This window comes from Myroides sp. DW712 (assembly GCF_046557355.1).
Lineage (GTDB): Bacteria > Bacteroidota > Bacteroidia > Flavobacteriales > Flavobacteriaceae > Flavobacterium.
Window position 1 is genome coordinate 1 of sequence record NZ_JBKFDO010000026.1, and the last position, 12876, is coordinate 12876.

Annotated in this window: 8 protein-coding genes; 6 read left to right on the plus strand and 2 right to left on the minus strand. The window is 37.2% G+C overall.

Features of this window, described 5'->3' with window-relative positions:
* Window positions 1-488 precede the first annotated feature (488 nt).
* From ACLJX0_RS15110 to ACLJX0_RS15120, 3 genes are all read left to right on the plus strand, one after another.
* Window positions 489-3728, plus strand: coding sequence for an AsmA-like C-terminal region-containing protein (locus ACLJX0_RS15110; RefSeq protein ID WP_410881647.1), 3240 nt, complete (start codon window positions 489-491; stop codon window positions 3726-3728).
* A gap of 93 nt (window positions 3729-3821) precedes the next feature.
* Entirely contained in the window at window positions 3822-4412 is a 591-nt protein-coding gene (gene def / locus ACLJX0_RS15115) for a peptide deformylase (RefSeq protein WP_410881649.1), read from the plus strand.
* A complete protein-coding gene (locus ACLJX0_RS15120) occupies window positions 4402-5214 on the plus strand; it encodes a tetratricopeptide repeat protein (RefSeq protein WP_410881651.1) in 813 nt (270 codons plus the stop codon). The genes def and ACLJX0_RS15120 overlap by 11 nt, the downstream gene beginning before the upstream one ends.
* Here the strand turns inward: ACLJX0_RS15120 and ACLJX0_RS15125 are convergent.
* A complete protein-coding gene (locus ACLJX0_RS15125) occupies window positions 5201-5884 on the minus strand; it encodes a response regulator transcription factor (protein ID WP_410881653.1) in 684 nt (227 codons plus the stop codon). The two genes, ACLJX0_RS15120 and ACLJX0_RS15125, sit on opposite strands and share 14 nt — an antisense overlap.
* Window positions 5877-7208, minus strand: a complete 1332-nt coding sequence (locus ACLJX0_RS15130; protein WP_410881655.1) for a sensor histidine kinase — start codon at window positions 7206-7208, stop codon at window positions 5877-5879. The genes ACLJX0_RS15125 and ACLJX0_RS15130 overlap by 8 nt, the downstream gene beginning before the upstream one ends.
* 124 nt (window positions 7209-7332) lie before the next feature.
* Between ACLJX0_RS15130 and ACLJX0_RS15135 the strand changes: the two genes are divergently transcribed.
* The 3 genes from ACLJX0_RS15135 to ACLJX0_RS15145 all read left to right on the plus strand — a co-directional run.
* Window positions 7333-9702: an outer membrane beta-barrel protein gene (locus tag ACLJX0_RS15135; protein WP_410881656.1), complete on the plus strand. Its 2370-nt coding sequence runs from the start codon at window positions 7333-7335 to the stop codon at window positions 9700-9702.
* Between the two features lie 159 nt (window positions 9703-9861).
* The gene (locus ACLJX0_RS15140; protein ID WP_410881657.1) at window positions 9862-11334 is read left to right on the plus strand and encodes an SLC13 family permease; all 1473 of its coding nucleotides are present in this window, start codon (window positions 9862-9864) and stop codon (window positions 11332-11334) included.
* Between the two features lie 284 nt (window positions 11335-11618).
* Window positions 11619-12876: DUF4280 domain-containing protein (locus ACLJX0_RS15145; RefSeq protein WP_410881658.1), on the plus strand; the 1258-nt coding region annotated here is incomplete at its 3' end.

Here is a 12876-nt window from a genome sequence, read left to right on the forward strand (position 1 = left end):
CCCATTTCGAACAGAGAAGTTAAGCCCGCTAGCGCAGATGGTACTGCCACATGGTGGGAGAGTATGTCGTCGCCCTTCTTTTAAAAGCCTGATTACGCAAGTAGTCAGGCTTTTTTTGTTTACAGTTTACAGTGAACGGTTTACGCTAGAGAAGGGAAATGGGAGATGAGTGTTTTCCTCACCTAACCTCACCCAATCTCACCCAATCCTCACCCAATCTCACCCTATCCTCACCTAATCTAACCCAATCTCACCCAATCTCACCCAATCCTCACCCAATATCACCCTATCCTCACAAACAACAAACCGCACGAAGTACAAAAGCCGAAAGCCAAACAACAAAAACACTTACTATTTGCAAAAAAAATCTTTTTCATTTCATAAATGAATAAGATGTTCTAATTTTGTAGAATAATTTGTGAAATTATCTGTTTATTTACACGCAATTTGTAGAGAGTAAAAGTATGGGGTTATCTGGAAAAAAAGTAATGAAACGAATCGCTATAGCCTTAGGGGCTTTAGTTGTCTTTATATTAGGAGCCATGTTGGTTGTGCCTATCTTCTTTAAGGACACAATTAATGAGGAAATTAAAAAGTTACTGGCTGATTCCATTGAAGGAGAGGTGGTTTTTGATGATATCAATGTGTCTTTCTTTAAAAACTTTCCCTATTTAACTGCTACTGTTATTAAACCTAGTATTGAAGGAGTACAAGTGGATTCTTTACAATCCATGAAATTATTAGCGGCTAAAGAATTAGGTCTAGGGATTAATATGATGAGTTTGTTAGATTCTAAAATTAGTTTTGATCGTGTATTTCTTGATTCTCCTGTTGTTGATTTGTTGGTCAACGAAAGAGGAGAGGCAAACTATATGGTGCTGAAACCTTCTAATGAAGAGGATGAAGATGATAATAAGGGATTTGATTTGCAAATCGATCAGTTGGAAATCAAAAATGCGTTATTGCGCTATTGTGATGAGGCAGGTAATCTCTATTTTTCTGCTGTGAATTTTGATTATTTGGGGAGTGGAAATATGAGTGAAGCTGTATTTCAATTGAAGAGTAAGATTCGCATTCGCTCTTTTGACTTTAGCTTTGACAATGTATTCTATGTCAAAGAAAAACCAATTTTAGCGGACTTAGAGACACTTATTGATACAAAATCATTGACGTTTGAGTTTCAAAAAAATAATTTAAAAATCAAGGACTTATTGGTGAGTTTCATTGGCCGCTTTGGTTTCATTGAAAATGGGTATGATATGTTGTTTGATATTCATACAGAGCAAGCGAGCTTAAATGAATTGCTTTCTTTGGTTCCGCCAGAGTATCAATCTTGGTTGGATCAAACGAAGTTTGAAGGTGTCGTAGATGGTAAATTTAAGTTAGAAGGCCAATTCTTAGCGCTAGATACGATTATGCCATCGATTAACCTTGATTTAGCGGTTGCTAACGGAGTTATTCAGCATGGGAACGTAATGGATCCGATTCAAGATTTAGCCTTGAAATTTCAATTTAAAATGCCTTCTTTGGATATGGAACAAAGTGAGGTGTTGATTGATCAATTTGATTTTTCAATCGCTGGACGTAAAAGCAATGCAACTTTACATACCAAAGGTTTTGATAAGCCCATAATTGAAAGCGTGATGGATTTGAATATGGATTTAGATCTCATTCAACGAGCATTGGGACTAACAGGTTTTGAACTAAAAGGAGATTTGCAACTAAAAGGAAAAGTAGACGGACAGTTTGCTAAAGGTGTGGTGGAAACACGCACGTTGCGTACGGTGAAACGCGATACGGTGATTACGAGTATTCCTAGCTTTAATTTAGATGGAATGATTCGCAAGGGCTATTTTAAACTGGATAGTTTACCTCAGGCATTGAAAGAAATTAGCTTTGATGTTAAAGCGGAAGGGCCGACAGAAAAAATAAAGGATATCAAATTCCGTATCGACAATTTAAATCTTTTGGCGATGGATAATTTCGTCAAGGGTCATTTTGCAGTTAATAACTTAACTACGTATGATGTTGATGCGCGTATAGAGGCGAATATTGATTTTGAAAATATCAAAGAATTTATTCCTTTCGATGAGGCAGTCTTACGAGGGAACTTTATGGTCGATGGAACCGTAAAAGGAAGTTATGAGCCGAAACGTAAACGCTTTCCCGTACTTAATACTGAAATCAAGTTGAATAATGGGTATGTGCAATTAAAGCGACTACCTGAATTACCTATTGAGGATATTCGGATTCACACGATTATCAAAAGTTCACGAGGATCAATGAATGACTTATCGATTGAGGTGTTACCCATTAATTTTAAAATTGCGAAAGAACCGTTCCAATTAGCGGCAAGTTTGTATAATTTGAATAATTTAAATTACAATATTCAATCGAAAGGGACCATCAATATTGGTGACATTTATAGAATTTTTAAAGTGGATGGAATTGATGTTCACGGTCGAATTATCACGAGTTTATTTTTAAAAGGCTTGCAAAGTGATGCGATAAAAGGAGATTTCGACAAGCTGAAAAACGGAGGAAAGTTTGAAGTAGATAATATCCGTATCCATTCGGAAATGTTTCCATATCCGTTACATATTAAAAAAGGAGTCTTTAAGTTCTTTAAGGAAAAAATGGGCTTTGAGAAGTTTGTGGCTACGTATGGAAGCTCCCAGATTAACATGAAAGGATATTTGACAAATGTGGTGGATTATATTTTAAAAGAAGATACTTTAAAAGGAAAATTCACTTTTGAGAGTCCTTATTTTAATGTGGATGAATTTATGATGTTTGACTCGAAAGGATCTTCTTCAAAAGCTGCAACAGCAGCATCTTCTGGAACAGGGGTTGTTCAAGTACCGAAGAATTTAAATATTTTGTTTGATGCTACTGCTCAAAAGATAAAGTATTCGGAATACAACGTAGGAGATTTTACGGGTAGTTTACTAGTTAATGCTGGAAAAATAGACCTTCAAAATACCAATTTTGATTTGATAGGAACGAAAGTAAGTATGAATGGAACCTATGAGCCTACAGGATTTAGAAAAGCGAAATTCGACTATGCAATTCAAGCGTCTGAATTTGATATTCAGCGAGCCTATAAAGAAATAACGCTGTTTAGAGAAATGGTGAGTATGGCTAAGGATGCTTATGGCCAGGTTTCTTTGGATTATAAGTTGAAAGGTGATTTAGATAAGAATATGTTCCCAGTTTTCCGTTCGTTAGTTGGGGGAGGATCTTTAACCTTGGAAAATATCGAATTTAAAGGATTTAATTTACTTGGAGCAATTGCGAAAGAAACCAATACGAAGTCATTGGAAGAGGGAAAAGCAAAAGATGTGGAAATCAAAACCACCATCCAAGATAACGTTATGACAATTGAGCGTACCCGTATGAAAATGGCAGGTTTTAGACCTCGGTTTGAAGGACAAGTAAGTTTAGATGGGGAGATGAATATTGGTCTTCGTTTGGGATTACCTCCAATGGGAATTATTGGAATTCCAATGAAAATTCAAGGAAATTCAGATAATTTTAAAATCAAATTAGGCCGTTATAAACCCAGTGAAGTATTAGGGCGAGCAACAGAGGATGACGAGGAAGATGAGGATGAACAACAAGAACCTGGAGCTGAGCAAGGAGTGGAGCAAGACATAGCACCAGAAGGCGAGGTTTTAGCTCCAACACAAGAAAAACCAAAAGAAGAAATAGCAGCACCTGCTGCTTAAATATAAAAAGCCAGTGATTTATCGCTGGCTTTTATTTTTTGCTAACGGTAGAAATAGTATTTTTACTTCCTAATATTTCGAAATAAGACCACCATGATAGCAAGCCAATTGTTAACACAAGATGAATTAGCCTTACTTTTTGAAGGAGATCAAAATCAACCCATGTATGTATATCAGGATACGGTTCCTGCCGAATTACAGGTATTGAAAAACAATTGTGTAGCGATTGATCCTCGAGATGAAAACGTGAAAATGCTAATTGCACGTATGTATAAGACCGTAACAGACGGAGATCGTGCTGGTGTTGGTATTGCTGCTCCTCAAGTGGGATTCAATCGACGCTTGTTTTTGGTTAAGCGCTTCGATAAAGCGAATGAACCTTTTGAATTCTTCCTTAATCCTCAAATTATCTGGTATTCTTCTTTACTACAGCAAGGAGAGGAAGGTTGTTTGTCAATTGAAAATCGCTACGAAGCTGTCTATCGCAGTATGACTATTCAATTGACGTATTTTGATTTAGAAGGTAATCAGTATCAAGAAGTAGTAGAAGGGTATACTGCTGTGATTATGCAACATGAATACGATCACCTGAATGGAATATTGTTCACGGATCGTATTGTAGAACAAGCACAACGTGAATACGAGGACGCAACCATAGAAACGCCGCTGGTGTATGAAGTTTAAAGGGGGTAACTTATTGCTTTGGATGTGCTTCTTGTTACTAGGAGTGGAAGGATGGTCGCAAGAGACTATAAGTACTACCTTGTCTTGTCCAACTGAAAATCAAGAAATACTTCAATTATACAAGATGGGTTTTTCTGCCTTGGAAAAAGAAGAATATCACAACACTGCTGGTAGAATATTCTTCCAGATTATTCAGATGGATAAACAATTGTGTGATGCATATTATTACACAGGAGTCTCCTTAACTAAACAAGATAAAGAGGATGTGGCTTATACGTATTTGTATTATGCGGATAGTCTGGCATCTCAACCGATGTTGTCATTTAAGGTAGCCTTAGCAGCATCAGCCTTGCGTATTGGCAATATTGGATTAGCACGGAAAAAATACGAAGAAGTAAAAGAAAGTTTCCCTGATAGTCCTGAAGGATATTATGGACTGAGTTTGACAGCTACTTCAATTGGAGATGTGGTAGAAGGATTAGTGAACACGGATCGCACTTTGTTGAAATACAAGCACGCAGGAGGGTTAACGCCAGCTAGAGAACAAGAAATTTATTTGATTAAAGCGATTTTATTGCGCATGAATACACAGTATGATAAGGCTATTGAATTTTTTGAGAAGAGTAAGGAACATTTTGGTCATACAACGGATTATTTAGCGAATTACGCCATGACTGCGTATGAACTATATAAGCAAAAAAAAGAAGAGCAATGGAAACAAGCTAGTCAACAGGCGTTGCTTCGCATTGAAGATAAAACGGCGTTAAACGACGATTTCTTCGAGCAATTTATTTATGAATAAGCGCTAGATTTAGCTTAAAACCAATCCCTCGAATACTGTTAATCTGTATCGTATCATCATCGCTTAAATACTTGCGTAAACGCGTGACGAATACATCTAAACTTCTGCCATTGAAATAATCCGCAGATGACCAAAGTTGATTCAAGATGATTTCTCGTTCTAGAATCGAGTGATCATACTGAATAAAAAGCAAGAGCAAATCGCGTTCCCGTTCTGTTAGTTGATAGGTTCTTTTGGCATTCTCTAAGCGTAATAATGTCGGATTAAAGGTGTAGATGCCCAAGCGATACACTGTTGTCGTCTCAAGGGAAACGTAGCGTAAAATATTGTCAAGACGCAATTTTAACTCTTCAGGATCACAAGTTTTGGCAATATAGTCTGCAGCTCCTAGTTTTAATCCCAATAAACGATCGATATTTTGATTTTTAGCCGTTAAAAATAAAAAGGGGACGTGGGGATGATTGTGATGAATTTCTTTAGCTAAAGTAAATCCATCTTTAACAGGAAGCATAATGTCCAAAATCGCCACATGAAAATGGTGTTGTTGGAACAAAATCGCCACTTCTGTTGCATTAGGCGTCCATACCACATCAAAACCACTAATTTCAAGGTACTGCTTTACAACGGTACCGTAGTCTATATCATCTTCAACGAGGAGAATTTTATGCATAAGGAATACAAATACGGAAGGTGGTTCCTTCGGTTAATTTACTTTTGATTTGGATACTGCCTTGGTATTCATCTACGATTTGCTTGACTTGATACAAGCCAATGCCTAAACCTAAGGTATTGTGTACATTGTTGTGAATGATGCGATAAAATTTTCTAAAAATAAGACTTTGTTCTTTTTTATCAATTCCCATACCATTATCAGTCACTTCAATATATAATTTATTTTCTTTTTTCTCAACAGAACAACGAAGGGTTGTCCCTCCGTATTTAATTCCATTTTCTATAAGGTTTAATACGATTGTTTCTATTGCAGTTTGTGGAAAAGGGATTTCTTTCTCTTCTAGATTCCAGACCGTTTTGAATGTAATCTCTTGATTTCTCAAGCTTAAGTCTTCCGTGAGTTGAATAAAATCTTTTTGATGAAAAGGGCGTTTTTCCTCATGAACATTAATACCCAATTGATTTTGTAAACGTTCAAGACGATCGACTTGTCGTTGAATTAGTGCAACGGTGGGCGAATCATACTCTTGTTTGAGGTTATTACATCCGTATTTCAAGGTAGCAATTGGAAGTTTAAATTCATGGGATACGTTATCCACCATATTGTGCAAGCTCCAAACTTCTTCTTCCTTTTTTTTGATGGTTTTATAGGTAATAAAATACAAAATTAAAATAAACATGCAGATTAAGAAGGATCCTAAGAGTAAAGGCAATAGGTCGTGAAGAGCTAGGCTATTGAAGTTGCGTACTTCGATGTATTTTTCTTGTTTTATGGTAAAGTGATTGGAGTAATCTGCGGGACAATCCAAACAAGGTTCATCTGATTTATTTTGGCTACTTTCTTCCACTTCCCATTCGGAAGTATTAACGCGATGGGCGTTGTGTATTTTTTGGTTCGTTTCTAGAATTGTAATAGGTGCAGTCAAGAAGTTCTCTTTTGTGGTATTGAGCATAATCGAGGTTAAATCTATGCGATAAGAGACTTGATATCCCAAAGGTTGAAAAATACTATCTATCTTATGTGTTGCATCTTGATTAACTTGCTCAAAATATTCTGGATTTTCTATTTTAAATTCCGCTACTGTTTTCTTTTTTTGGAGGACATCCATAATCCCTTGGTATAGAATATTATCTTTCTTTTTTGATTTTTTATCAAAAGAAAGCTTGTTTTCAATCTCATCAATTTTATTGTGCGCAATACTGTGAATTTCTTTCTTTTTTAATTCCAGTACTTGTATAAAATAAAAAATCATTATTCCAATCAAAAGTAGATAGAATAAGCTGAATGCGATGAGATAATACTTTGGTTTATAGGCTTTCATAGATACAAATTTAGACAAAAAGCGAGGATAAATTACCTCCTTTATCGCATTAACCCTTCGTTAACCGTTCATTAACCCGTAGTATTTGCTATTTGCTGCACCTTTGCTTCAAATTAATAAAGTTATGGGACGTATTATTATTTCGATTATCCTGTTGTTGATGAGTGTCCTCTTGCAAGCACAGACGGTTGTAACGCCATACAAGGGAAAAGTCGTAGATCAAAAAAAGGAAGAATTAGCCTTTGTCACTATTTTACTCCAGGATGCAACGGGTGAGATAGTGGCTTCATTTTATACCGATGAAAAAGGAACGTATCAAATTGATACCAAAGAACTAGTTCGTACAGTTGAATTTCAATATGTTGGGTTCAAGCCTCAAGTTTTTTCTTTAGCAGGTGAACTTCCGGCGATCGTTATGCTAGAGGAGGATAATGCCCTTTTAGAAGAAGTGGTGATTACGGCTAAACGACCAACGATTAAACGAGAAATCGATCGGTTGGTATTCAATGTACAAGATACACCATTAGCTACAACGAATGCTTGGGATATCGTTAAGCAGACACCTGGTGTTAATGCCATTGGTGATAATTTGAGTATTCGTGGAAGTCAGAGTATTTTGGTGACGATTAACGACAAAAAAGTGATGCTAACAGGCGATCAATTGAAAGCTTTATTAGAAGGAACAGAAGGGACTCAAGTAGAGGCTGTAGAGGTGATTACGAATCCCCCAGCAAAATATGAAGCTCAAGGAAATGCTGTGTTGAATATTAAGCTTAAAAAGAATACAAATTTGGGCTATAAGGGGAGTATCTCTGAACGGTTTAAACAAACGACTTATGCCTATAATACACTGAGTACCCAACATAGTTATAGTGGAGCGAAAGTAAATCTATCTGGAAGTTATTCTTTTGGAAATGGTACGGGAGTCCGTTATAATGAAGACAATGTTTTGTATGAGAATGGCGATCGATGGAGTAGTGTGATGACGCGTAAAAATAAAATAAAAGGGCAACATAGTTTTCAAGCGGAGATGGATATTAAATTAGATACGACGCTGACCGTAACTTTTGGAGGAAATGGCTATATTAATGAGCGAAGCAAAGGACATTACGCTATCCCAACGTTGATTTACAATCCGGAAGATATCATCGAATCGTCCTATACCACTTTTAATAAAAAACGATCTAACATGGACACGTATACAGGCTATATGTTAGTTGAAAAAAATTTTAGTTCTGCTAAGAAATTGTTGTGGTCTTCCTATTTTACGTATGATAGACAGCATGACAATCAAGAGGTCTTGACAGCATTAAATTTCAAAGACCAACCGACTACGGAGCGTTTATTTGGAACAAAAGATAAACAGCGTACGCGTTTGGCTGTTTCAGGCCTAGACTACAGTATAGACCAAGAATCAACCAAATGGGAGTTAGGTGGAAAGTACAGTATTGTGAAAGCCTCGTATTTGTTGAATTTCTTTGATGAGGAAGAGGGAGATTTTGCCTATAATCAGGTAAAAAGTAATACGTTTGATTACCAAGAAATTAACTGGGCTGGGTATACCTCTTATACCAAACAATGGAAGAAATGGCAGGCTAAAGTAGGGGTGAGAGGAGAATATACAGGGATTCAAACCAAGAGTACAGGCATAGGAAGTGGGGATCAATCCTATTTTAAATTATTTCCAACCGCTTACCTGAAATATGAATTAACTGATCAACAACAGTTGAATTTATCCTATAGCAAACGTATTGATCGACCTTCTTATTCGTGGATGAACCCAGCTAAAAGTTACTATAATTTATTCTCCTATTTTCAAGGAGATTCAGATTTGAAAGCGGCTATTAGTCATAACTTTAGTCTGAACTATACCTTTGATGAATTGAATGTGGAGTTCTTTTATAATAAAGAGATTAATCCCTCTATGGAAATCTCCTACCAGGAAGATGATACAAATATGTTAATCTATCACTATACCAATATTGATAAAAGAGAAACAGCAGGAGTAGTGTCAAGTTATGCCTATCAAATTTTACCTTACTGGTCGGCCAATACATTCTTACAATTGCAAAGACAGGAGGATTATTTTTATGGCGTAGATAAAAAATTATACAAAAATGATGCATTGGTGTTTGGAGGCCGCATAACCACTTCCGTCGATTTAGACAAACAAAGTAATTGGAAAGCCATGCTAACTTATACTTTTCACACTCCAACAGTACAAGGTTCGTTTACTATTAGTGGATATCAACGTACGGATTTTATTATGAGTCGAGAATTTAGTCAAAAGAAGTGGTCGGCTAATCTATATGTGTATAATATTTTTGGCAGTGATCGACAAGTCATTAAAACACAATATGCTAATCAGTATAATTACTTTAAGGATTATATGGATACGCAGGGGATAGCTATTGGCTTGCGCTACAATTTTGGAAATCAAAAGGCGAAGTATAATAGAAAAGAGTGGGATATGCAGGAAAAAGATCGCTTATAAATAAAGGTGTAAAAAAAGAAGGAAAGCCATCAAGGCTTTCTTTTTTATATTACTGAATTTGAGTTGATTTATCAAAAATGAGAAGAAGTTTATTTGTATTACTGTTAAAATAAATTTCAGTTAGTTATTTCGTAGCTTTGCAAGGTAAAATAAAAGGCTATGGATTTTGATTACTTTGACCGGATTCGAAAAATACGAACGGGAATTCGCTTTTACAGTGAATTATTAATAGAGGCTTCTTGGAATGTATGGAATATCAAAACGAGAATTGGTATTTTCTTTTTCTCTTTGGTAATTGCTTTTTTAGCGACTTACTTTTTAACGCCAGAGGTGTTTTCAGAAGCACAGAAATACACGTTTTTTATTCTGATTTTTTCCATTTTGTTATGGGCGACAGAAGCAATTCCTCCTTTTGCGGTAGGAATTATGATTATCGGTTTCTTGGTCTATACCATGGGAAATATGGAAGGAGCAACTATCTCACCTCAAGAGATTTCTTCTACTTGGTCCGATAGTGTGATTTGGATTTTCTTGGGCGGGTTTTTCCTCAGTGAAGGGATGCGGAAAACCAACCTGGATTTGTCCTTATTTAAAAAAACGTTGTCGATATTTGGTTCAAATCCCAATAAGTTAGTTTTGGGTATTATTATCGTTACGTCGGTATTATCCCTCATTATCTCCAATACTGCGACAGCAGCGATGGTCCTGGCTTCGGTTATGCCTTTGATTGATAGAGAAGGAAAAGATTCGCCCATGTCCAAAGCAATTTTGATTAGTATTCCCGCTGCAGCAACTTTTGCTGGAATGATTAGTATGGTTTCTACCCCTCCGAATTTAATTGTCGTGGATGTATTAAAAACCAAAGGTTTTACGATTAATTTTACCCAGTGGCTCTTCTTAGGATTGGTACCAGCGGTCATTTTATTAGCTGGATTTTGGTGGGCCGTAGTCAGAAAATACACCTCAAAAGTAAAAGGGTTAGATGTTTCCTTTGTCAATCAAGCGTTAGAAATGACCAATAGTTTGCGTTTACAACGCCTAGCTGTTATTATTATACTAGTAGTTACAGTAGGGATGTGGATGTTTGGAACAAAATATCATATTCCAACGGCAGGAGCAGCCATGTTGCCTATTATGTTCTTACCCATGTTGGGAATTATCACGGCCGAAGACGTACGTAAACTCCCTTGGGATACATTGATGTTGGTAGCTGGGGGATTATCATTGGGTATTGCAATCAAAGAACTATTAGCGCCTTATTATTCCGAGTTTTTAGCAGGTGCAGAATTTAATGTGGTGGTCATGATGATTGTATTTGCTGTAATTACAGTACTGTTTTCCAATATTATGAGTAGTACTGCAACTGCAACAATCTTAATCAATATTGCTGCGATTGTGCTTCCTCCAGATCAGTTGTTGCCAATTGGATTAGTTGTGGGACTTTGTTCGTCTTGTGGATTGTTTTTGCCTGTTTCTACTCCCCCAAATGCCATTGTATTTGGTACGGGAATGCTCAAGCAAAAGGATTTTAGGTTAGGGGGAATGTTTGGTGCTTTTGTCGGAACAATTGTCATTATTCTTTGGGTATTGTTTCTCATGGAATTCACCAGTTTTTTTGACTATTTGAAGTAATGTAGTTGATTAATACAATAAAAAAAGCGCAAAGGAGATCTCCTTTGCGCTTTTTTTATTGTATTTAATTAGGGTAAAGGATGTGTTTTTTCTTATTTGTCTTTGTCACAAGGAATGAAAAATCAACTTATTTCTATAATAAAACAAATAAAGGCTTCTAAATACATAATCAAAGCACATATATTGTGTTTTTGTCTTGATTTCGGTTTGATTCTTGATTGCTTGTTTAAAAAGGAAAAGCGAAGGAACTCCTACATTCCTTCTTTTTTAATCCATTACAGCACATGAAAAAGCAATCCTCCCTACCTATTTCCGAGTTTATCGTCTGTTCTGGTGCGACCTGTAACTGTACGGGAAATCCAACATTGTTTGCTGCATTGCAGATTACTACACATACCAAGTACTACGCTAATGCGGTTGATAAGTTGATCGCAACTATTGAAGACACTCAATTTGTCGAAGGGATAGCGCCTTTCAAAACCTGTAAGTACAAAAAAGGCTACGACAAAAGCTGTGTGTACAAGCCGCTTGGTTTCTGGAAGGTGGAAGACAACGCTCATTTTCCCTCTATTGGCACTCGCGATATCCTCACCGAAAGTGGTACACTTCAATGTGTACTAGGCGGTACCATTTCGATTCACGACCACGGTCAGGTTGTCACGGTGGAAGAGGATATGGATAAAGCAGAAGAACCAATTCAGCAGGCAGAAGCTACAACTGTTTGGGTTGAATCAACAGAAGAGGTGAATGAAGCAGCAGCTTCTCAAACTCTTACTTATGTTTCCAATGTCAATACGCTCCAGCTCGTCAATTTGGATTTGCTGTATTGGGGAGAGATGAGCGAAGAAAATCCACGTGCTTTACGCCTGCTTTTAGGGGATGAACTCCTGTTTAGAGCCACGACACCTATTGGAGAAGACCAGCACTACATCAGCTGGAGTGTCACCGAGTTATGTGCAGATGAAACAACGAAGGAGAAAGCCCAAACTGGTCAAACCATCCACTTGGAAACGACGCCTGAAACCACATCGTATCAGGCACATCCCACCACGCATAGGGCCTTTAGTTGGGAACCCTCCCAAGTGGGGCTTTACTTAATTTCCGCGGCTCGAACGCCTAAGGATCAAGTCACCAAGACGTACTACAGCGGGTTTTACTACGCCATTGAAGTGGTTGACACACTATCTTTTACCAGTTTAACGATCAATCAACCGCCTAAGTTGCTCTGGGTGGTAGGTGATTCGGTGGTAATTACCTTGCGCAGCACCGTTAAATTGCCTCCAGCAAAGTTGGAGCGCTTACGCCTTGTTGTACGAGGTACAAAAGGCTGTCAATCGCATCAAACGGCGATGATTTTCACCGCTACAGGAGCATATCCTTTTCAACAAGAGGGCTGTTGCTTGCAGGCCATATTTCCTACTGCCAATGCCAATACCTACCAAGTAGAAGTGTTGGAAGATCATCGCCCGATTCAAGGGATAGCTCTTGTTTCTTTTCAAGTGCATGACAATGCCATACTTTCGATTTCACCTGCTGTGGAAA

What these genes read in the sequence shown, in the direction of transcription:
- ACLJX0_RS15110 (WP_410881647.1), top strand. Translation starts at nt 489, where the DNA reads ATGAAACGAATCGCTATAGCCTTAGGGGCTTTAGTTGTCTTTATATTA.
- def (WP_410881649.1), top strand. Translation starts at nt 3,822, where the DNA reads ATGATAGCAAGCCAATTGTTAACACAAGATGAATTAGCCTTACTTTTT.
- ACLJX0_RS15120 (WP_410881651.1), top strand. Translation starts at nt 4,402, where the DNA reads ATGAAGTTTAAAGGGGGTAACTTATTGCTTTGGATGTGCTTCTTGTTA.
- ACLJX0_RS15125 (WP_410881653.1), bottom strand. Translation starts at nt 5,884, where the DNA reads ATGCATAAAATTCTCCTCGTTGAAGATGATATAGACTACGGTACCGTT.
- ACLJX0_RS15130 (WP_410881655.1), bottom strand. Translation starts at nt 7,208, where the DNA reads ATGAAAGCCTATAAACCAAAGTATTATCTCATCGCATTCAGCTTATTC.
- ACLJX0_RS15135 (WP_410881656.1), top strand. Translation starts at nt 7,333, where the DNA reads ATGGGACGTATTATTATTTCGATTATCCTGTTGTTGATGAGTGTCCTC.
- ACLJX0_RS15140 (WP_410881657.1), top strand. Translation starts at nt 9,862, where the DNA reads ATGGATTTTGATTACTTTGACCGGATTCGAAAAATACGAACGGGAATT.